19 protein-coding genes and 1 riboswitch are annotated in these 20,892 nt (G+C 46.2%); of the genes, 18 read left to right on the forward strand and 1 reads right to left on the reverse strand.

Annotated elements, in window-relative coordinates:
* The first annotated feature begins 65 nt into the window (after nucleotides 1-65).
* The 4 genes from AC58QO_RS11925 to sigF all read left to right on the forward strand — a co-directional run bounded on the left by AC58QO_RS11925 (nucleotide 66) and on the right by sigF (nucleotide 2,946).
* Nucleotides 66-1,241, forward strand: a complete 1,176-nt coding sequence (locus tag AC58QO_RS11925; RefSeq protein WP_497265648.1) for a D-alanyl-D-alanine carboxypeptidase family protein — start codon at nucleotides 66-68, stop codon at nucleotides 1,239-1,241.
* 141 nt (nucleotides 1,242-1,382) lie between these two features.
* The gene (spoIIAA, locus tag AC58QO_RS11930) at nucleotides 1,383-1,736 is read left to right on the forward strand and encodes an anti-sigma F factor antagonist (protein WP_497265650.1); all 354 of its coding nucleotides are present in this window, start codon (nucleotides 1,383-1,385) and stop codon (nucleotides 1,734-1,736) included.
* Nucleotides 1,733-2,179, forward strand: a complete 447-nt coding sequence (spoIIAB, locus tag AC58QO_RS11935) for an anti-sigma F factor (protein WP_497256968.1) — start codon at nucleotides 1,733-1,735, stop codon at nucleotides 2,177-2,179. Before spoIIAA ends, spoIIAB begins: the two co-directional genes overlap by 4 nt.
* An 11-nt stretch (nucleotides 2,180-2,190) precedes the next feature.
* Nucleotides 2,191-2,946 carry an RNA polymerase sporulation sigma factor SigF gene (sigF, locus tag AC58QO_RS11940; RefSeq protein WP_028554229.1) on the forward strand — a complete coding sequence of 252 codons (756 nt, stop codon included), beginning with the start codon at nucleotides 2,191-2,193 and terminating at the stop codon, nucleotides 2,944-2,946.
* Between the two features lie 128 nt (nucleotides 2,947-3,074).
* Here the strand turns inward: sigF and AC58QO_RS11945 are convergent, their stop codons facing one another.
* Nucleotides 3,075-3,284 carry a DUF378 domain-containing protein gene (locus AC58QO_RS11945; protein WP_477594972.1) on the reverse strand — a complete coding sequence of 70 codons (210 nt, stop codon included), beginning with the start codon at nucleotides 3,282-3,284 and terminating at the stop codon, nucleotides 3,075-3,077.
* A gap of 192 nt (nucleotides 3,285-3,476) precedes the next feature.
* Here AC58QO_RS11945 and AC58QO_RS11950 point away from each other — a divergent pair, with 192 nt between their 5' ends.
* From AC58QO_RS11950 to ribE, 14 genes are all read left to right on the forward strand, one after another.
* The gene (locus AC58QO_RS11950; protein WP_497265652.1) at nucleotides 3,477-4,109 is read left to right on the forward strand and encodes a stage V sporulation protein AA; all 633 of its coding nucleotides are present in this window, start codon (nucleotides 3,477-3,479) and stop codon (nucleotides 4,107-4,109) included.
* Nucleotides 4,110-4,114: 5 nt separating this feature from the next.
* Nucleotides 4,115-4,528: a stage V sporulation protein AB gene (locus tag AC58QO_RS11955; RefSeq protein ID WP_497267458.1), complete on the forward strand. Its 414-nt coding sequence runs from the start codon at nucleotides 4,115-4,117 to the stop codon at nucleotides 4,526-4,528.
* 24 nt (nucleotides 4,529-4,552) lie between these two features.
* A complete protein-coding gene (locus AC58QO_RS11960) occupies nucleotides 4,553-6,184 on the forward strand; it encodes a spore germination protein (RefSeq protein WP_497265654.1) in 1,632 nt (543 codons plus the stop codon).
* Nucleotides 6,185-6,344: 160 nt separating this feature from the next.
* Nucleotides 6,345-7,676: a diaminopimelate decarboxylase gene (lysA, locus tag AC58QO_RS11965; RefSeq protein ID WP_497265656.1), complete on the forward strand. Its 1,332-nt coding sequence runs from the start codon at nucleotides 6,345-6,347 to the stop codon at nucleotides 7,674-7,676.
* A 116-nt stretch (nucleotides 7,677-7,792) separates the two neighbouring features.
* On the forward strand, nucleotides 7,793-8,224 hold the full coding sequence (locus tag AC58QO_RS11970) for a peptidylprolyl isomerase (RefSeq protein WP_310223365.1): 432 nt from the start codon (nucleotides 7,793-7,795) through the stop codon (nucleotides 8,222-8,224).
* Between the two features lie 145 nt (nucleotides 8,225-8,369).
* Nucleotides 8,370-9,560, forward strand: coding sequence for a hypothetical protein (locus AC58QO_RS11975; protein ID WP_497265658.1), 1,191 nt, complete (start codon nucleotides 8,370-8,372; stop codon nucleotides 9,558-9,560).
* Between the two features lie 265 nt (nucleotides 9,561-9,825).
* Nucleotides 9,826-11,154: an extracellular solute-binding protein gene (locus tag AC58QO_RS11980; protein ID WP_497265660.1), complete on the forward strand. Its 1,329-nt coding sequence runs from the start codon at nucleotides 9,826-9,828 to the stop codon at nucleotides 11,152-11,154.
* Between the two features lie 77 nt (nucleotides 11,155-11,231).
* Nucleotides 11,232-12,536, forward strand: coding sequence for a carbohydrate ABC transporter permease (locus AC58QO_RS11985; protein ID WP_497265662.1), 1,305 nt, complete (start codon nucleotides 11,232-11,234; stop codon nucleotides 12,534-12,536).
* A 1-nt stretch (nucleotide 12,537) separates the two neighbouring features.
* The gene (locus tag AC58QO_RS11990) at nucleotides 12,538-13,380 is read left to right on the forward strand and encodes a sugar ABC transporter permease (RefSeq protein WP_497265664.1); all 843 of its coding nucleotides are present in this window, start codon (nucleotides 12,538-12,540) and stop codon (nucleotides 13,378-13,380) included.
* Nucleotides 13,381-13,563: 183 nt separating this feature from the next.
* A complete protein-coding gene (locus AC58QO_RS11995; RefSeq protein WP_497265666.1) occupies nucleotides 13,564-15,126 on the forward strand; it encodes an ABC transporter substrate-binding protein in 1,563 nt (520 codons plus the stop codon).
* Nucleotides 15,127-15,147: 21 nt separating this feature from the next.
* Nucleotides 15,148-16,914 (forward strand): sensor histidine kinase, encoded by a 1,767-nt coding sequence (locus tag AC58QO_RS12000; RefSeq protein ID WP_497265668.1) that lies wholly within the window; start codon nucleotides 15,148-15,150, stop codon nucleotides 16,912-16,914.
* 4 nt (nucleotides 16,915-16,918) lie between these two features.
* Entirely contained in the window at nucleotides 16,919-18,526 is a 1,608-nt protein-coding gene (locus tag AC58QO_RS12005) for a response regulator transcription factor (protein ID WP_497265670.1), read from the forward strand.
* Nucleotides 18,527-18,679: 153 nt separating this feature from the next.
* Nucleotides 18,680-18,860: riboswitch (FMN riboswitch) on the forward strand.
* Between the two features lie 233 nt (nucleotides 18,861-19,093).
* Nucleotides 19,094-20,203, forward strand: coding sequence for a bifunctional diaminohydroxyphosphoribosylaminopyrimidine deaminase/5-amino-6-(5-phosphoribosylamino)uracil reductase RibD (gene ribD / locus AC58QO_RS12010; RefSeq protein WP_497265671.1), 1,110 nt, complete (start codon nucleotides 19,094-19,096; stop codon nucleotides 20,201-20,203).
* 16 nt (nucleotides 20,204-20,219) lie between these two features.
* Complete coding sequence (gene ribE / locus AC58QO_RS12015) at nucleotides 20,220-20,891, forward strand: riboflavin synthase (RefSeq protein ID WP_497265673.1); 672 nt, start codon at nucleotides 20,220-20,222, stop codon at nucleotides 20,889-20,891.
* Nucleotide 20,892: the final 1 nt, after the last annotated feature.

The raw sequence follows: 20,892 nt of genomic DNA on the forward strand, positions 1-20,892 counted from the left end.
GCAGTCATTCATGCTGCAAAATGCCAAACTTTCACTTCATACATCTCAGGAGGGGTACAATTGCTATGCGAAAAAAAGGGCTAATCAGTTTCATTTGTTTACAACTAAGTGTGATGCTGTTCCTGCCAGCGATTTATGCGGCGGAAACCAAGGTACAGCCAGTGGATCTAACACCGAATGCACAATCTGCTGTTCTGATGGATGCGGATACAGGTACGGTGATCGTTGAGAAAAATAAAGATGCCAAACTTCCGCCAGCGAGTATTACGAAGATTATGACGATGCTGCTGATCATGGAAGCGATCGACAAGGGCACCATCAAAATGGACGAAAAAGTCAGTGTTAGTGAATATGCAGCCTCCATGGGAGGTTCGCAAATTTTCCTGGAACCAGGCGAACAAATGACGGTCCAAGAAATGTTGAAGGGAATCGCAATGGCTTCTGGGAATGATGCCTCTGTGGCCATGGCCGAGAAGATTGCGGGCTCAGAAGAAAATTTTGTTGCCATGATGAATGAACGTGCAGGGCAATTAGGAATGAAAAACACTCATTTCTCCAACTGTAATGGACTGCCTGTAGCCAATCATTATACAACGGCGAATGATATCGCTATTATGTCGCGAGAGCTGTTGAAGCACGAGGGGATTACGAATTTTACAGGTGCCTATCAAGATTATTTACGCAAAGACTCACCTAAGCCGTTCTGGCTTGTGAATACGAATAAGCTTGTACGCTTCTATAGCGGAGCCGATGGATTGAAAACTGGTTATACCAGCGAAGCCAAATTCTGTTTATCTGCAACAGCTAAACGGGACAATTTGCGGGTTGTGGCAGTCGTACTTGGAGAGCCAAATACGAAAACGCGGAATGCGGAAGTGACGAAGCTGTTTGATTATGCATTTGCGCAATATACAAATTATCCATTGTTCAAAACCGGCGATAGCTTAGGTGAATTTAGAATCAATAAAGGTCAAGTATCGACGGTACCGTTAGTCGCGAAGCAAAACTATAGTATTTTAATGAAAAAAGGAACGGACACGGCAAATATCCGACATGAATTGCAGCTCGATACAAGCCTAAGAGCTCCTGTTAGCTTAGGCCAGCCGATCGGTAAGATCATGGTCTATAACGGGGATAATGTCCTTGCCGAGTACCCTCTGGAGTCTCCGTTAGCTGTGGATAAAGCATCCTGGTGGAAGCTGTTTAAACGGACAACGTCGCAGTTGTTCACCACGGACTAATGGTGGAAAACAGCGAATAGAGGACGTAGAAATCGTATATTTTGCCTACTTTTAGCGGTTTTCTTCTAGTTTTGTCGGGGGGCAGGAATTACCAGCTCAGTTGTAGAAACTACTGTTCATGACCTGAAGGGAGTGAACATATTGGGCCTGCAAATCGAGTTTGAGCAAGGCAGAAGAGCGCTGATTGTTAGATTAAAGGGCGAGCTTGACCATCATGCAGCGGATAGTGTGAAGGCGAGGATGGAGGAAGCGATTGCGAAGGAGCAGACGCTCCACCTGATTCTAAGTTTGAAGGACCTCACCTTCATGGATAGCTCGGGTCTCGGCGTCATTCTTGGTCGCTATAAGCAAATTACGAGCAAGGGCGGTAAAATGGTCGTCTGTGACGTGTCACCGGCCGTTTATCGTTTGTTCGAGCTTTCGGGTATGTTCAAGATCGTATCGATTCAGGATAACGAGCGTAACGCAATGTCCAGTCTGGAGGTTGCTTTATGAGTGAACGTAACTTTATGACGCTGCAATTTGCCAGTCGATCAGAGAATGAAGCCTTTGCACGAGTAGCGGTGGCTGCGTTCGTTTCACAATTGGATCCCACTTTAGATGAATTGACGGATATCAAAACGGTTGTTTCCGAAGCCGTGACGAATTCGATTATACATGGCTATAACAATAAAACGGATGGTGTCATCACCATTTCAGCTGAAATCGATGATGATACCATTCGTTTAACGATCGAGGATAAGGGCGAAGGCATTGCTGATTTAGAGCAAGCCAAGGAGCCATTGTACACGTCCAAACCAGAGCTCGAGCGTTCGGGTATGGGGTTTACAATAATGGAAAATTTCATGGACGAAGTGGAAGTTGTGACAGCCGTCGGAGTCGGAACGAAAATAAACATGTTGAAGCGAATTGAATCTAAAAAAGCTTTATACAATTAGGGGTAGGATCTATGGATGTTGATCTGAAGCATGCTTCTCATAGTTATTTAGACGATTCGGAAGTCAAACGGTTAATCGCCTTAAGCCAATCCGGAGATGGACTCGCTAGAGAAACACTTGTCAGCTGCAATATCCGCTTGGTGTGGTCCGTGGTTCAGCGCTTTTTGAACCGTGGTTACGAAGCCGAAGACTTGTTCCAGATCGGATGCATCGGACTGCTGAAGTCCGTTGATAAATTCGATCTATCGTATGATGTGAAATTCTCAACCTATGCCGTACCGATGATTATCGGAGAAATCCAACGGTTCCTGCGGGATGATGGGACACTGAAGGTAAGCCGCTCTCTCAAGGAGCTAGCGAACAAAATTCGCAAGACGAAGGACGAGTTGTCGAAGCGGTTGGGAAGACTCCCAACGATCAAAGAGGTTGCCGAGGAGCTTATGATTACGCCGGAGGAGGTTGTTTTCGCCCAAGAAGCGAATAAACCACTCTCGTCCATTCATGAGACCGTGTTTGAGAACGATGGAGACCCGATCACGCTGATGGACCAAATTTCGGATGAATCCGGAGAGAAATGGTTCGAGAAGCTGGCCTTGAATGAGGCTATAGGGACGCTCTCAGAGCGAGAACGACTTATTGTCTATCTGCGTTATTTCCGTGATCAGACGCAGTCGGAGGTCGCGAGCAGGCTTGGGATATCACAAGTCCAAGTATCGCGATTGGAAAAGAAAATACTGCAATCCATTAAAGATCAGATTGCACAATAATAATAGTATATGATGAATAAACCGTGCTCCTAAGGGGGGACGGTTTTTCAGCATAACTACTTAGAGCCGCTGATTTCCCAAGCAACATGGGCGATGAGCGGCTATAACCTTGTGCTCCAAAGCCACTTCTATCGAACCGAATAGCGGTCGAAAGAATAAAATCTTACGCAGTATATCCCGCATAAACCTACAAGGGAATATACGATACGACTTAACCCTGAAGATTCACGGTGTGAATCTCCCCCCAGTAAAGCAGAAACTAAATCCCATTCGAAAAGCCCAACTAGAAGCCAATTCAGCGCACCAATGATGACCAGTGTTAACGCGAATTTTGCCATGTTATCACCTTCTTTATATGGAATAAGTGATCCGTATACACTATTTAACATGCCTTGCCATATTTGATTTTATGCATGGAGAATTTACCAAGCCGCGCATTGTTTATGCCAAGGAAAGATTTTGCATACTATTCCTATACATGGATGCTTGCAGGAAGATTTGACATTGTTAAACTCTGAAAGGGGTGAACCATGATCCAGGTAGGTAGCAAATATTTGTACATTCGACTGCGCCGCAAAGCTCGTGTTCGTAAAGGGCATATCGTGAGACTGCACCATATTGCACAGTTATTTGTGGAACCTGAATATGAACAAGCCCTGAACGAATTGATTATTCATCAACCCCAGCAAGAGGATGGGAATCGTGTGCTCATCGATATGCTATTGATCATTCGGAAGGTGAAGAAGCTGTTTCCTGAGCTTCAGGTTGAACATTTCGGAGAACCTCACGTGCTTCTAGAAATATACACCGATAACAAAAAAGCAAATCCATTGCTGATCGGGGTCGTTTGGTTGCTTTTATTCATTGGGTCAGGGCTGGCAATTATGAATTTCCATGCAGATGTCTCCATGCTTACTGTTCATCAGCGAATATATGAATTGATGACAGGTAAAAAGGTGGATCATCCGCTCATTTTGCAAATTCCCTATTCAATTGGCATCGGAGCAGGGATGGTGCTGTTCTTCAATCATTTGTTTAAAAAGAAATTCAATGAAGAGCCGAGCCCATTGGAAGTTGAGATGTTTATGTATCAAGAAAATATTAATCATTATGTGATTACAGAAGAATATTCGAAAATCCATGAAGAAGGAGACGCGAAGTGATTACGCTGCTTGGCGAGGCTTTCCTTGCCGCATTTATCGGCTTAGCTGGAGGGATTGCGGTTGGCAGCGGCATGGTTGCTTTTTTAGTTGTTCTGGATATTATTCCTAGATTAGCGCAGATCACACGATCATTCTCCAAAATCCACGCTTATGAAGCCGCGGTTGTACTTGGCTCACTTATGTTTACATGGGTTGATTTCAGCGATCTGCATATGCATTTGTTCCCTATGGGAGCCGCGCTCTTTGGCTTGTTTGCTGGGTGTTTCGTAGGCTTGCTTGCCGCGGCACTGACTGAGATCGTCAATGTACTGCCGATTTTGGCTAAACGGGTAGGGATGGATTCCTATCGGATCGCGTTATTAATGGCCATGATTTTAGGTAAAGTAGTTGGCTCTTTATTTGAATGGATATTTTATTAGCGGGTGGATGAAGGAGGCGCACCAGTGAAATTTATAGTTAAAAATGGTCAACAGAGCGTCGAGGAGAAATTGCAAGAATCACAAGACGATGAGAATCAAGCTGATCAACAAGAAAAGCTAGCTGTCGATGAGGAAGGGAATTTATCGGCCTACAATCCCATTACGAATATGACACCGGAAGAGAAGGCTCTTAAGATCGAGGAAGATATACCGAAAAGTCTTCGAGAAGTCCAGCGCATTTTAGAAGAAAGAGTCGGCTTGAATCGTAGCTTTGACCTTGTGTTGAGAGAGATGGTGTTCGGCTCTAAACGAGTGGGTATTTTTTATTGTAATGGTTTTGCAAAAGATACTGTGTTAACCGATATAATCACTCGGCTTACCTATGCAGATAATGAGGATGTCACCCATCATACCTTGGAAGCTTTCATTGAGAAACTAATCCCTCATATTCAAGTGAAACATTATACGAAAATGTCTGAGATTGTTGGACAAGTATTGATGGGTGGGACAGCCTTCTTTATCGAGGGAGTCACAACGGCCATCTCAGTTGATGCGAAAAGCTTTCCTATCCGATCTATTGCTGAACCAGATTTAGAACGTGTTGTTAGAGGTTCGCGCGATGGATTTGTAGAAACGCTGTTAATAAATGTTACCCTGGTCAGACGCCGCATTCGTGATGAGCGTTTCAAACTAGAAATCATGCAGATCGGAAAGCGAACGAAGACAGATGTCTGTATCGCATATATTAACGATATAGCGGATGCGACGCTTGTCCAGGATATTAAAGACAAGATGAAACAAGTAGAGATTGATGGTCTGCCTTTAGGTGAGAAACAATTAGAGGAAATGATTGTAAATAAGGGCTGGAATCCGTATCCAATGGTTCGTTATTCAGAAAGACCGGATGTTGTCTCTGCCCATTTATTGGAAGGGCATGTTTGCGTATTCGTCGACACCTCACCAAGCGTCATGATTTTGCCAACGACGTTCTTCCACCATGTGCAGCATGCCGAGGAATATCGCAATACACCATTTATTGGCACCTATTTAAGGTGGGTCCGCTTTGCTGGCATCATGATGTCGATCTTCTTGCTGCCACTCTGGTATTTGATGGTGATGGAGCCTTCTTTAAAGCCAGCGGGTCTAGAATTCCTAGGCCCGCAGAAGGAAGGGACCTTACCGCTCCTCCTTCAATTCCTGATTGCGGATATAGGAATCGACCTCATGCGAATGGCAGCGGTACATACCCCGTCACCGCTTGCAACTGCGATGGGTTTGGTGGCCGCGATTCTAGTCGGAGACATTGCCGTCAAGACAGGACTCTTCATCAACGAAGTTATCCTGTATCTCGCTCTAGCTTCGATTGGAATGTTCGCTACCCCAAGCTATGAATTAGGCTTGGCCAATCGCATCGTGAGGCTAGGGTTATTAATAACGGTATCTATTTTTGGAGTTCCCGGCTTTGTGATAGGTTCGACTCTCTGGTTAATCATGCTGGCTTCGAAGAAATCCTATGACGCACCTTACATGTGGCCGTTCATCCCTTTCAATGCGAAGAGCTTTTTCTCCATCTTGCTTCGTCGTCCCGTGCTGGCCAGCAAAACAAGGCTCAGCATTACGAAGCCAATTGATGGTACACGACAACCTAAATCATAGTGCTTGGAATGGGCTGAAATTGTTCAGCCCATTTTTGTTTGGTATAGGCGCATGTATTGTCAAATATACGTGCACTATGGTACTTTTATTAGTATGTGTGCGACCTCTTTAGCGGAATTTGGCAAAGGGAAGGTTCAAGTGGAGAGGGGAATATATAGCTATGTATTTACATGGTACCAGTAGAATAAATGACCAAGGCCACCTCGAAATTGGCGGTGTCGATACAACACAGTTGGTTGCCGAGTATGGCACACCTCTCTATGTATTTGATGAGGCGCTTGTGCGTCAGCGTTGTCGTGAGTTTGTTGAAGCTTTTGGGGCATCGGGACTGAAGTTTCAAGTAGCGTATGCTAGTAAAGCATTTTGCGTAATGGCGATGTGCCGAATTGTTGAAGAAGAAGGCATGTCACTGGATGTTGTGTCCGATGGGGAGCTGTATACAGCGCTTCAAGCTGGTTTCCCAGCAGAGCGTATCCATTTCCATGGCAACAACAAAACGATTTCTGAAATGGAAATGGCCATTGACGCTAAGATTGGCTGCTTTGTCGTAGATAACTTTATCGAGCTGCAGATGTTAAACGCGATTGCGGCTGAGAAACGCCAAAAGGTGAAAATTTTGCTGCGAATTACGCCAGGTGTTGAGGCGCATACGCATGAATATATTTCAACGGGTCAAACCGATTCTAAATTCGGCTTCGATTTGGGGAACGGCTCCGCTTTCCGTGCGATTGGGGAGGCATCGCAGCTTTCTAATCTTGATCTTTTAGGCATTCATTCGCATATCGGATCGCAGATTTTTGAGGTTGAAGGCTTCCGAATGGCCGCGGAGAAGATGGCGGAATTTGCCATCCAAGTTCGGACAGAATTAGATGTTACGTTCAAGGTAATTAACCTTGGCGGAGGCTTCGGCATTCGTTACGTAAGTGAAGATACACCGCTTCCTGTTGCTGTTTATGTGAAGGCGATTACGGATGCGATCAAAACAAACTTCGGCAGCAACGGTTACCCGCTTCCGGAAATTTGGGTTGAGCCAGGCCGCAGCATCGTTGGCGATGCAGGAACTACGCTTTACACTGTCGGCACCACGAAGGATATCCCGGGTGTGCGTAAGTATGTCGCGGTGGATGGCGGCATGACTGACAACCCGCGTCCAGCACTATACGAAGCTGTTTACGAAGCGGGCCTCGCTAACCGTGCTGCTGAGCAGCCAGCTGAGATTGTTTCGATTGCCGGCAAATGCTGTGAGAGCGGCGATATGCTGATCTGGGATGTGAACCTGCCGCAGGTAGCTGCAGGTGATATTCTGGCCGTGTCGAGTACAGGGGCATACAATTACTCGATGGCTAGCAACTATAACCGTATTCGCAGACCAGGTGTCGTTTTCGTCAAAGACGGGCAGAGCGATCTCGTCGTGAAACGTGAATCCTTTGATCAAATCGTAGGCAATGACGTTATTCCAGCGAGAATGAAACAAGTAAGCAAGACGGTTTAATAGCAATATGACTTCAACAGGAGGCCTCTAGTTGCGTAGGGTTCCTCCTGTTGTTTGTGTAATGCAGTCATTCATAGTAGAATAAGATATTATTTCCTAAAGGAGTGAACCACACAATGGCAAAACAAGCAAAAATTCAACTAGCAGGTGGCGGAGAGGTTATCATCGATCTTTTTGAGAAAGATGCACCGAACACTGTCGCTAACTTTGAAAAACTAGCAAACTCCGGTTTCTACAACGGACTTGTTTTTCACCGCGTAATTCCAGGATTCGTAGCACAAGGTGGTTGCCCTACGGGAACAGGAACTGGTGGCCCTGGCTACCAAATCAACTGTGAAATCAACCCTAACAAACATGAGCGCGGTTCCCTTGCGATGGCACATGCTGGTCGCAACACAGGCGGAAGCCAATTCTACATCGCTTACCAACCACAACCGCATTTGGATGGCGGACACACGGTGTTCGGTAAAGTTTCCAAAGGTATGGAACTTGTTGATGCTTTCAAAGGCAAAGACAAAATGGAAAAAGTAGAAGTTGTAGAAGTATAATAACAAACGTCGAAACTGCTCAGACTTAGGTCTGGGCAGTTTTTTTGTATGTGGGGAGGCGTGTAATCCTCACATTCGATGAGAACCTATTCCTACGCTGATACGTCAAAGTTAAAAATGGATTTGTTTGAAAGGTGATGTGCATTTGAAAAAGAATGGGTTAAGAATAGTAGGCGCAAGTATACTGCTCGTTATACTCTGTTCGTTGGCTTGGCCAGCAGGAGAACGGGCGATGCTGCCAGTTCAAAGTTCACCACTAGTGACGGCGATCGACGATGGACCAGCAGCCAAATCCTCTTCAGAAGCAGTGAAGCTGAGGACATCATTGATCGAGCACCTTAGAGGGGAGCTTAACCAGTTACATGCGCCTATTCAAGATATGACAACATGGTTGCAGACAGTGGTTATGCCATACGATACCGAGAAAGAGCCGTTAAACGTCATCCAGACAGACCTGGATCAGGATGGGATTTCGAATGAATGGGTTGTTGTGCTGTATGAGGATAGGCAAGATGAACAATCGGGTGTGGTGCAGGAACGGAAATCATATGGGGTTATCATTGATTTTAAGGACAGCAAGTTTACCTTGCAAAGTTTGGAGTTTTCTTCTGCGAATAACGGCCGAACAAAGATCATGACCTTAATGGACCTTACAGGTGATAGCAAACCTGAGGTAGTTTGGGAGTCAACAAATCGTGGAGCTCATACCACCTTTTCCACATATACGGTGTCTGCATGGTCGGATAGAAAACTTGAAACCTACACGGGGTCAGCAGTAATAGCTAGTATATCTAATGCGGAAATTCGGGATAAAAAGCTACAGCTTACTGGCGGTCTAATCGGTTCAGTTGGCGCGGGGCCATGGCAGCAGGAGTTCACGGAGTCGTATGCCATTCAAGAGAATGTGCTCAAGCGAACTCAAAGAGTCTATGCACAGTCACCTACCCCGTATCACCGACTTATCAGCGGGTTGTGGGCTGAATCGCACGGTTACATCGATCAGGCGTTGCGTGATTATATGGAAGCTGCTAGTATGCAGGCTGTTTCCTATAAAGAATACGCCTTTATTTTTGACCGCGAGTGGGTTGAAGGTGGAATAAAGACCGATCACGAAGCTGAGTTCGACCGTATCATCAAACGTTTTTCACTTATGCGAAAGCAACTGATAATAGAGGTATCTCGAGGCGTTGACCCGATAAACGCATGTGTCTCCGCAAAGAAACAAGCTGGTTACGAAGCGAATTGGCTGTCATACTTGAATGCTCCTGCTGGCTATGCGAATCCGCATTGGGGAGAAGGGAACGTTTGTTCGGATGTTACGGTTTTAGAACAATAAAACAACAGTAACGTAAATTTACTGAAAATATGAGGAGCTAAGTGGCTTAAATGCGCTTAGCTTCTTTTTCTTAGCCTCCACCGCAAACGATTGCCACCAATAGCCCAAGGAGTGAGGACCTCCAGAGATGTCACAATCTTCCTCTTTTAGGTCACCATTTTGGTAGTGAGACCCCCTTCGGATTTCTTACAATGAAGTCAATGAATCGGTGCTGAACATAAGCAAATTCATACAACTTTTAAACACGAAGGATGGGGATCTTACAATGACGCATAAGAAATTTATTACGGTAGCTGTAAGTACTACGCTTGCTATGACAGCTTTGACAGCTTGCAGTACAAAGGATGAAGCAACTGTAGCATCACCACAAGCGACGGCCAATACGACTACGGCCAAGCCGGCAGAAACGGCGAAAGCGACGAATACGACGACAGCCGGCATGCCGGAGAAGCCAAAAGAATTGACGATATGGCCGGATGATAATCCAGATAAACTCGCAGTCATTCAAGACATCGCTAAAAAATACACCGCCAAAACTGGGATTCCCGTTAAGGTCGTTCCCCTTAGCATGAACAACCAAAAAGAAGCACTCGTGCTCGACGGTCCGTCCGGTAAAGGTCCTGACCTTTTCTATCAGCCTGGTATCGGTGATTTGGTGTTAAAAGGACTCGTACAACCCATCAAAGCAGAGAAGCCTGTTCTAGATATTTACACCAAAGAGTCGCTGTCGGCTCTTAGCCAAGACGGCAAGCTGTATGGATTGCCAGCCGTCATTGAAACGTATGCTCTTTTCTACAATAAAAAGCTGCTGCCTACACCACCGAAAACGATCCAAGATCTAGAGAAAATCATGCAAGAGAAAACGAATGCCGCGAAGCAAGAATACGGCTTCTTATTCGAAGCAACGAATTTTTACTTCGCATGGAGCCTGATGGGAGGCAGCGGAGGTTATATTTTCGGAGATAATGGCAAAGGCGGCTTCAAGACCGATGATATCGGATTTAATAAAGAAGGCACTGTGAAAGGCACGCAAATCATCCAGGATTGGTTCAAGAAGGGCTATCTGCCTAAAGGGATTAATGGTGACATCGTAGGTGGCTTGTTCACGCAAGGCAAAGTAGCAGCTGTTATAAATGGTCCTTGGGCTATTACGGATTACAAGAAAGCGCTCGGGGATCAATTGGCTGTAGCACCACTCCCTACGTTGGCAGGGGATAAACACCCGACTTCCTTCATCGGAGTGAAGGGCTATATGTTGTCGAAATTCTCCAAAAACCCAGAATGGGCATCCGATTTAGCGGCTTTCATTACAAACGAAGAGAATTCGAAAGTTTACTACACGAAAACAGGAGAAACGCCTCCAGTCATTAAAGTTCTGAATGATCCTGAGTTGACAGGCAACCCGATCGTAGCTGGCTTCTCGCAGCAAATTCAATACGGGATGCCGTTCCCAACGGTGCCAGAGTTAGATGCAGTATGGGATCCAATGGCGAATGCTTTGAAATTCATTTCAGAAGGGAAAGATGTACAATCCACACTCAATGATGCGGTAAAAGGTGTGCAAGATAAAATTAAAATGTCTGGTGCGAAGTAAGTTCATCTAGACAGCAGGATCAAGGAGAGGGTGGCGAAGGCCCCCTTTCCGAATGTTCAAGGAAGGTGAAGACAGAGATGGAGAAAACAACGGTGGAAATGCGGTTTGAGCATGAGCATAAGAAGCATAACCCGCGCTTGGCTGTGATGCTTTCCATTATTCCAGGCATGGGGCAGCTTTATAATAAACGATTCATTAAAGGCACGTTATTTTTTCTCCTTGCACTTTGTGTAGTATCCATATGTGCAGAAACAATGGGTACAAAATTGGCAGGGCTGTTTACATTAGGCTCGATAGTGGAAGTAGACGATTCGCGTGTGTACTTAGTTGAAGGTATTTTATCGCTCATTCTAACCGTTATTGCAGTACTGTTTTACGTAGGAAACTTGAAAGATGCACACCGTGATGCGGTGAAGCTGAATGAGGGTCAACGTATCCCATCTATGCGCGCGGCATTTCAAGGCACGTGGGAGCATGGTTTCCCCTATTTTGTTGTGATCCCTAGTTTTATGCTGCTAGCCATGATCGTTATATTTCCACTCCTATTCATGATTTCACTTGCCTTTACCGATTTCAATCTTTACAATTCCCCGCCTGCTAAGCTTCTGCACTGGGTTGGAATTGAGAACTTTAGGGCTTTATTTACAGAGGAGATTTGGAGCAGGAGCTTGTTCTCCGTATTCTCATGGACGGTTGTCTGGACGCTGCTTTCAACCAGCTTGACGATTGCTCTAGGCTTTTTCCTAGCCATCCTCATTAATGATGCAAGAGTTCGCTTCAAAAAGGTCATACGGACCGTGCTGATCCTTCCGTGGGCTGTGCCATCTTTTATGACGGCTATTATTTTCTCAGCGATGTTCAATGAAAACTTTGGTGCGATCAATAAGGATATCTTTTCACATTTTGGTGTGCTGATTCCTTGGTTAACGGACCCTTTCTGGGCGAGAGTTGCCATTATTTTTGTGCAAATCTGGTTGGGATTTCCGTACATTTTCACCCTTTTTACCGGCGTACTACAGAGTGTGTCTAAGGATTGGTATGAAGCAGCCGATGCGGATGGAGGTACCCGCTGGCAGAAGCTTCGTTTCATTACATTCCCGCATGTGATGTATGCAACGGCCCCGCTGCTCATCATGCAATATGCGTACAACTTTAATAATTTCAACATTATTTATTTGTTTAATAAAGGTGGACCACCAATGCCTGGACAAAACGCTGGTGCTACCGATATTCTCATCTCGTGGGTATACACGCTGACTTTCCAACAAAATAATTACAAAATGGCTGCCGCGATTTCCATCATTATGGGCTTGGTAGTTGCGCTGTTTGCGTTGTATCAATTCCGCAGAAGCCGCTCTTTCAAAGAGGAGGGGATCTATTAAGATGGGACAAAAGCTGAAATCAACGTTGGAACTTTCGGGGATCTACTTAGTGGTTTTAATCATGTTCACTTTAATTATTTACCCGCTCCTCTGGGCAGTCAGCATTTCATTGAACCCAGGAACGAGTCTATTTAGCGCCAAATTAATTCCAGATAACTGGTCGCTCGTGCATTATAAATGGCTTTTTACCGCACCGAACAGCAGTTATGTCCTATGGTACAAGAACACCCTTTATATCGCTGTCCTGAACGCAATTCTGAATGTGGCGCTGGTAGCGATCATTGCTTATGTGTTCTCCAGATACCGTTTTATTGGCCGCAAAAACAGCATTTATACGTTCTTGGTACTGCAAATGTTTCCTGTAACAATGGGGATGGTCGCCATTTATTTGTTATTTAACATGCTCAATCTGCTCGATACCTTCGCAGGGTTGATCCTCGTGTACCTCGGTGGAGGATTGACGATGAACGTGTTTCTGGTCAAAGGCTACATGGACACCTTGCCGAGGGATCTCGATGAATCCGCCAAGATGGATGGGGCAGGTCATTTAACGATTTTTGCTAAAATATTGCTGCCGCTGGCACGTCCGATTCTAGCCGTTGTAGGGCTGTTCACGTTTATGGCGCCGTTCATGGATTTCTTAACACCGCGTATTATCATCCGAAGTCCAGAGAAGTTCACACTAGCCCTCGGATTGTTTAATTTAATCAATGATAAATTTGCTAATAACTTCACTCGTTTCACAGCGGGCACTATGCTGATCGCTGTACCTATCGCGCTTGTGTTTCTGTTCCTTCAGCGATACCTAATATCAGGACTAGCGGATGGTGCAACGAAAGGATGAAAATGCTGAAACCTCGGGACTATCGGATCCGAGGTTTTTTGCACTGCCTTCAATTTCATACTAGCCATTACGTACATGTCACGATAGTATTAAAAATAGTCATATTTTTGGTAGTTAAATAGTCACAACGACTTTATGATTAATAGTTACAGATCCCTAACTTGGTTACGATGGAGTTGCTTGATGAAACATGTAAACGCAAACAAATGGATACGCTGGAGCGGGATTACGATTGCTGCGATAGCTTTAACAGTCGGCGGTTGGTATTTTTCCAACGAACTTAACAATCACGCGGTGCCTAATGGGGATCAGCAGACTGACAATACAGCCTCTTCAGGGCCGATGGATAAACTGGTCATGATCTTCCCCGCAGGCGGTGTGCCAGCAGACCTATCGCAGGTTGAAGCTGAGATGAACCGTTATTTAGCTACGAAAATCCACGCAACGATTACCCTGAAGCCGATCGAGCGAGGCAGCTGGTGGGATAAGACGGGATATATGTTTTCTTCCAAAGAACAAATTGACCTTATGTTCACCGCAGGCTGGTTTCGGTTCGGTAATGAAGTGACGAAGGGGCAGTTGTTGCCGTTGAATGCTCTTTTAGATAAATATGGAGAAGGAATTCGTAAAGTGTTGAACCCATCCATCATCGATGCTGGCAAAATGGAGGGCAACATTTATGGCATCGTCGCCAACAAAGAGCTTGCTTCTAGTAAAGGGATGGTCATGCGAAAAGACCTAGCTGAGAAATATCACTTCGACTTATCGAAGGTGAAACAGTTGGAGGATATGACGCCGATTCTCGCGACGATCAAAGCGAATGAGCCGTACATGGTGCCCTTGCAGGTGCGCTCGGATCGCAGTCCGTTTACTTTTCTCATGCAATATGGCTTGTTTGATATGTTAGGAGACGGCCCTGGGGTTCTTCCGCGATTCGGAGGCGACCAAGTGGTGAACATGCTGGAGACGCCGGAATATATCAAATACGCGAAGCTAATGTATGCATGGAATCGTGCTGGTTATCTCAATTCAGATGCAACGACGACCAAAGATAACGAATTCGAAGCAGTCAAGGCGGGCAAAGCTTTTGCCTATGCTGAGTCGCTTAAGCCAGGCTTTGACCAGCAGGCATCCAGAGACACAGGCATTCCCATGCTGATGGCGCCATTGTCCAAGCCATTTACAACGACAGCCGATACGACAAGCGCGATGTTTGCGATTACCAAAAATGCGAAGCACCCCGAGAAAGCGATGATGCTTCTTAATATGCTATATACGGATAAATATTTGATCAACCTGCTCGACTGGGGCATTGAAGGCAAGCATTATGTCAAGATTGGTGAAAACCAAATCGATTACCCACCTGGCGTGGATGCCAAATCCGTTGGCTACAATTTCAACCAATCCTGGATGTTTGGGAACCAGCTTATGTCTTATTTATGGGCCAATGAGGATCCTGATTTGTGGCATAAGTATAAGCAATTCAATGAAGAAGCAGATAAATCGAAAGCGCTAGGCTTTGTTTTTAATCCAGACCGCGTAAAAAGCGAGATCGCAGCCTGCAACAACGTCGATAAGCAATTTACCCCAGCGATTCATACCGGAGCGCTCGATCCCGATCAAATTTTGCCTGTCTATCTAGAAAAGTTGAAAGCAGCAGGTGCGGATAAAATCATTGCCGAGAAGCAGCGACAGCTTACGTTGTGGCTGAACAATAAGGATTCTAAGCAGGACAACGTAAAGTAATCACGAGGTAGAGGAGTCCCTATGAAACAAGCAACATTACGTTCTCGATTAATCATGGGATTTGGCATCATCACATTGCCGCTCGTGATTTTACTCTTATGCAACAACTTATACGCCACGAATGTCGTTCATACACAGGTTGCCTTGACGAACCAGAACCTCCTGACGATGTATATGAATGATATGGATAAAGTGCTGGAGGAAACCGGCAATTACCTCTACAAAACAGCTGAACAAGATCAAAGCCTCATCTCCTTAAGTCAATATAACAAAGAGAGCTGGGAGTACTATGTGGCTCAGACCCAGATCGTGAACGATCTGTATTTGAATACAACCTATTATGGCGCGTCGGACGTGTTATTTGCTTACAGTACCAAGTATGATGACCTGCTATTAGCACCTCAACTGTCTGTAACGTATCAGGAGAAGCAGGGAATTCAGGAGAAGCTGCATCAGCTTGTGAAGCAACAGCAGGAGGGGGCGGCTTTTTACTCGAAGTGGAATGTGGTTGAGCAAAATTGTAAGTATGCCCTTGTGATGATCGTCGATTCGGGGTACGACTCTTATGTTGGGGCTTGGGTAGATGTGAATCGCCTTATGCAGCCCATGCATATGCTGAACAACAATCAACATGGAGAGGCTTTGCTATTTTCCGATGTTGGCGGGATTATTTCAAGCATAAACCCTGCATTTGCTAGGCAAATTGATGGGCCAGAGCTGTTAACCAGCGTCAATCAAGGCGCGCAGCCCTATCATATCGTCGATCTGGATAAACCCTATTTACTCGTCGTCCAAACCTCTAGAATCGCAGAGCTAAAGCTTGTCTTATTGTTTCCAGAGAGCAGCTTACTAGAGGGATTGCCGATTTTCAGAAAATTAACCTACCTTGTCCCATTACTTGCTCTGGGGATGCTCATGTTTTATTTAATCTTCCTCCAACGCTCCATTGTGAAGCCGATTCATGAATTAATACAAGGGATGCGGAGAATTCGATCGGGTGATTTGACTGCACGTTTGGACGATCACAAACTGGTTGAATTCATTGTCATCAATGAGACGTTCAACGGCATGGCGAACCAAATTGAGCATCTCAAAATTGATGTGTACGAAGAGCATATCCGCACGCAGAAAGCGGAGCTGAAGCATCTCCAAGCGCAGATTCATCCGCACTTTTTCATGAACTCTATCAATATTGTGTACCATCTAGCGCAAATGAAAAATTACGAACTGATCCAAAGTATGTCGCTTCACCTTGTCCGTTATTTCCGATATGCAACAAGAACGCAAGTATCCACCATTTCGATGAAGGATGAGCTTGATCATATTTACAACTACTTGTCTATTCAAAAGCTTCGCTTTCCCGAATCGCTTCTTTTCAATATCAACATAGAACCTGGGCTCGAGAATTATTGTCTCCCGCCACTCATCGTACAGCCTCTCGTCGAAAACGCGATCCTTCATGGGTTTACGGTTCAAAGTGGAGATCCTTTCCAAATTGACGTCAACGTGTATGTTTCACCAGAAGACAAGGATCACGTGTTAAGGATCGAGGTGCTCGATAACGGGAAGGGGTTTCCTGTGGATGGCATCGCTAGTTTGCAAGCTCGAGTCAATAAGGTTGAACCTGGCGATGGGCATATCGGTTTGTGGAATGTCGTGCATCGCGGGCGATTGTACTATAAGTCCGAAGTTTCACTGATTTTTGCCAATCGAGAGGTGAAGGGGGCTTCCGTGATGTTGAAGCTTCCTCTTCAAGCGCATTCACTACCGGACGGACATGGAGGTTGAACAGATGTATAATGTACTCATCGTAGATGATGAAATATATGCCGTTAAAGGATTGCGAGCCGGTTTGGAGTGGGAGACTCTGCAGATCGATCACGTATATGAAGCCTATCACGCTCAGATGGCGCAAGAAATCTTGAAGACCAAGCCTATCGACATCATGATTTGTGATATAGAAATGCCAGAAGGAAGCGGGCTCGAGCTCATGGAGTGGGCCAATGAGCATGCTCCTCATGTGGAAACGATTGTGCTGACCTGTCATGCTGAATTTACCTATGCCCAAAAAGCGATTCAACTCGGCGGTTTTGATTATTTATTGAAGCCGGTTATTTTTGCCGATTTGGAGAACGTGCTCCAAAAGATGAAGAGATTCATTGCCGAAAAGCGCAGAGCGGATGAAATGGATGAAAAAGTAGAAAAATATGTACAATTGTGGAACAATCACAAGCCGCTGCTTATCGAACGCTTTTGGCAGGAAATACTAAGCAAACGCATTTTACCAACTCCAAAATCCATACAGGAAGCGGTCGTTACTTATGATTTAGAGCCGCAAAAAATCTCTGAAGTAGCACTAGTTCTACTTAGTGTGGAGCAATGGGAGAAAGAGTTAGATGATCGTGACGAAGAGATTATGATGTTTGCCTTATGTAATGCTGCCGAGGAAATCATACTCCAAGGAACAGAGCACGGCTGTGCGTTGAAAGACCTAGATGGCAACCTGGTTGTTCTTTTGTACGCGGGGGAGAATGTGTTCTTGTCTGATGAGCTGCAGCGCAGATGCGAGGCGTTTATAAAAGCGTGCAATCACTATTTCTCCTGTAAACTCTCTTGTTATTACGGAGACATAAGTCCGATTTCTCAAGTTATGCATACCTACCATGAGCTGTTGAATGAAGAGTATTTGAATGTGACACGCAGCAATGAGGTGCTTTATCGTGCGAAGTCAGTGCTGCCTGCCAAAGCCAGTGAGGAGTTAATGGATGCCAATGATTTCTTAACATGGGCCAATTGGTTAGAGGCGGGGGATCGTGATGTACTCGTTGGTGCTGTCATGGAAACGCTGAATAAGGCCAGAGGAAATGTCCTCACGGCAGAAACGCTAACCGTTTTTTATCATGCGCTCCTTCAAGTTATCTATCATGTACTGCATCGCAATGGGCAATCTGTGCAATTCCTTTATGAAAATGACCGATTAGTAGAGGCATCTCACGTGACCAAATCTATCTCCCACTTTCAACACTGGGCAAGCCAGCTGATCGAAGCGGTTAGTGAGCGAATTGCCATTAAAGGCCCTGTTAACGCAGTTGTGACAAGTGTCCAGGCGTTTGTAGGGAAGCACCTTGATCAAGAGTTGACGCGGGAGGATATTGCCAACCATGTCCATCTCAATCCAGCTTATTTATCCAGACTGTTTCGCAAAGAGACGGGGATAGTGCTGTCTGATTATATTTTACAAACGCGGATGAGGAAAGCGGCGGATCTTTTAGGTAAAACAAACAAGTCCGTTAGCGAGGTTGCGGATGCTTTGGGTTATGGGAACTTCTCCTATTTCTCCAAACTTTTTCGTAAAATACATGGAGTTACGCCCCTCGATTATCGGAAGGCGAAGAAATAATCGTCCCATGATCACGTAGGAAATGTTAATTCCGACAAACATTCTCGGAAAAAATGAAAAAAGACCTTGCAATTTTCATGCGTGAATGATAAATTTTTGTGTAATAAAGAAATTAGTAGCTAAGGTTTAGTTATTACTTTCTTTTACAGTATGCAAAACCTTCGGGGCGTGGTGAAATTCCACACCGGCGGTGATTCGTACGCATGTACGTGTACATGGTTGCGATCAGTCCGTGACCCGTTGTGAAGCTAGCGGTACCTGACAACAGCTTCGCTACGGTTGACCTGGTGTAATTCCGGGACCGACAGTATAGTCTGGATGGGAGAAGGAAAATGCGAATGCCAATTCGCTAGCATGCTTGTTCATTTTTTCACATTAACAAAAATTCGGCAGGTCTGTCCAAAGCGGCTACCTCGTCGGTATTGTTTGATTTGAACAAAAATGTGACAGGCGTATTAGCTGAAGCTTATTCGTGTTATCTAAACAATCTCTGGCCCCCATTCGAAAGCGGAAGGGGCTTTTTTGCATTAGATTTCGAGGACTGGATTAAGAAGGCGGTGATCATCCATGCAGGTGTTGAACGACGAGGCCTATATGAGACTTGCGCTCCAGATGGCGGAGAGTGCGCTCGGACAAACCGGCATTAATCCTGTTGTAGGCTGTGTCCTCGTCAAAGCGGGGCGCATTGTTGGAATGGGCGCGCATCTGAAACGCGGGCATGGGCATGCCGAGGTATTGGCTTTGCAAATGGCAGGCGAGGAAGCCAAGGGAAGCACAGCTTATGTGACCCTTGAGCCTTGCAGCCATTATGGCAAAACACCGCCCTGCAGTGATCGCCTTATCGAAGCAGGTGTGACGCGAGTTGTTGTGGCTACCACAGATCCGAATCCGTTAGTGGCTGGGACGGGAATCGCAAAGCTGCGTGCGCATGGTTTGGACGTGAGCGTTGGCTTGCTAGGTGAAGAGTCAGCGAAGCTGAACGAAGTCTTCAACAAATTCATCGTCTCGCGAATGCCATTCGTGACGATGAAGACCGCGAGCACCCTCGACGGTCGCATCGCTTCCAAAACCGGCGACAGCAAGTGGATTACATCCGAAGCGTCGCGTGCCTTCGTTCATACCCTGCGCCACCGGCATCAGGGTATCCTCGTCGGCGTGCAGACCGTCATCGCCGACGACCCGCAGCTGAGCACGCGCGGCGACGTACCGGCTGTGCAGCCGGTACGCATCATCGCGGACTCGCAGCTGCGAGTCCCGCTCGGCGCCCGCGTGCTCACGGAGCAGGATCGTCAGCCGACGATCCTGCTCGCGAGCGCACAGGCGCCCGCAGAGCGCCGAGCCGCGCTGGAAGCGCGCGGCATCACGGTCCTCACCTGCGGGGACGGCCCGCAGGTGGACCTGACGCTCGCCATGCAGCAGCTGGGCGAGCGCGAGATCGGCTCCATCCTCCTCGAGGGTGGAGGCCGCTTGAACGGCGCCATGCTGGAGCGGCGCCTGATTGACAAGCTGGTGCTGATGTTTGCGCCGAAAATTATCGGCGGGGGCCTAGCAGCACCTGTGAACATCCACTTCGACGGCTTCGCGAAGATGGATGACGCCATTACGCTCGACCGACTAAGTGTCGAGCAGTTCGGACCGGATGTCTGTATGACCGGCTATCCGATGTATAAGAGCTAGAGAATGGAGGAGTGGCATGTTTACCGGCATTGTTGAAGAAATCGGCCACATGCGCCGCATTCATAGTGGAGGTCAAGCCATGGTGCTAACCATTGGCGCCAAAAAAATTCTGGAAGATGTCCATCTTGGCGACAGTATATCCGTTAATGGCGTCTGTCTCACGGTCATTTCCTTTGATAGTGATTCATTTTCCGTTGATGTGATGCCAGAAACGTATCGAAAGACAAATCTGCGGAAGTTACAATCCGGCACGCGCGTGAATTTGGAGCGGGCGATGGCGGCGAATGGTCGCTTCGGCGGGCACATCGTGCAAGGTCATGTGGATGCGACAGCAACCATACTTTCGCGGACACCTGAAGAAAATGCGGTTGTTTACCGATTCGAACCCGAGAATCCGCATATCTTCCGCTACATCATTCCTGGCGGTTCCATTACGATTGACGGTATCAGTTTGACGGTTGTAGATGTCACAGAACACGATGTTTCCGTTTCGATTATCCCGCATACCCTTGCGCAAACCGTCCTCCATGATAAAAAAGCCGGAGACACGGTTAACATCGAATGCGACGTACTTGGCAAATATATGGAACGATTGCTCAAATTTGGTCCATCAGAGTCTTCCCATCGCGGGGAGCCTAAAAAAAGTACGCTGACTGCCAGTTTTCTAGCAGATAACGGTTTTATGTAAG

The organism is Paenibacillus sp. J31R30 (assembly GCF_059692115.1).